Annotated in this window: 1 protein-coding gene; it reads right to left on the bottom strand. The window is 64.1% G+C overall.

All coding sequences use genetic code 11. The annotated features are described in order from the left end of the window. The coding region (locus EN893_RS36015) for a dimethylarginine dimethylaminohydrolase family protein (protein ID WP_245490982.1) at positions 1 to 844 on the bottom strand (844 nt) is incomplete at both ends.

Below are 844 nucleotides of genomic sequence, written 5' to 3'. Positions count from 1 at the left end.
CTTCGAAACCGCGCGCCTTGAGCTGACCGATCAGCGCCTGGCTGGAGGTCGGCGCGATCACCCGGTCCCTGCCCAGCGACATGAAGTTGCAGCCGAGCGCCATCGTATCCTGGAACGGCACGTCGATGATCTCGTGGCCCTTGCCCTTCAACCAGTCGACAATGCCGGGTTCGGTGCAGGCGAGGCAGACAGCGGTCAGTTTTTCGGCGATCGGCACCACCATCAGGTCGATATGGACGTAATATTCGTCGATGAAGGCGATGCGGGTTTCCCAACCCTCCTTGTCGAACCAGGCCTGTACCTGGCGCGCACCTTCCTCCTGCGTGCGGGCGCCGCCGCAGCCGATCAGCACGACGCCGTCCTCGATGACGTTGAAGTCGCCGCCCTCGAACGTGCCTGCGGTGACCATGTCGTAGATCGGGATGCCGAGCTTTTCGTAGGTGCGGATCGCGGCATAGTTCTCGCCGCGCCGCCACCAGTTGGCCATGGCGGTGATGAAGGCGCCGTAAGGCGTCATGACGCTGGAATCGCGGGAATAGACCTGCATCGGCAGCTCAGGCGTCGGCTCGTGCCAGTGGATGTTGACGCCGAAATGCTCGTAGGCGGCGACCAGGTCCTTGTGCTGTGCCTGGGCGATCTGGACGTTGCAGGGCGCCTCGCGCAGATGCTTGCGCGACAGCGAACTGGTCGACAGATGCCGCAGGAAATTGGGCGAGCCGAGCAGGACGTCGGTTAGCACGTCGGTCTCGTTGGCAAAGCCCCAGGCGGTCAGCGGCTTGGTGCCGCCGGCTGGGTTGCGGCGCTGCAGCGAAAACGGCTCGGCGACAATGCGGTCATGAACGGT

Source organism: Mesorhizobium sp. M7A.F.Ca.CA.004.04.2.1 (assembly GCF_004022825.1).
Classification (GTDB): domain Bacteria; phylum Pseudomonadota; class Alphaproteobacteria; order Rhizobiales; family Rhizobiaceae; genus Mesorhizobium.
Note: the sequence above shows the minus strand (reverse complement) of the source record. Positions and strands in the feature narration are given on the sequence as shown.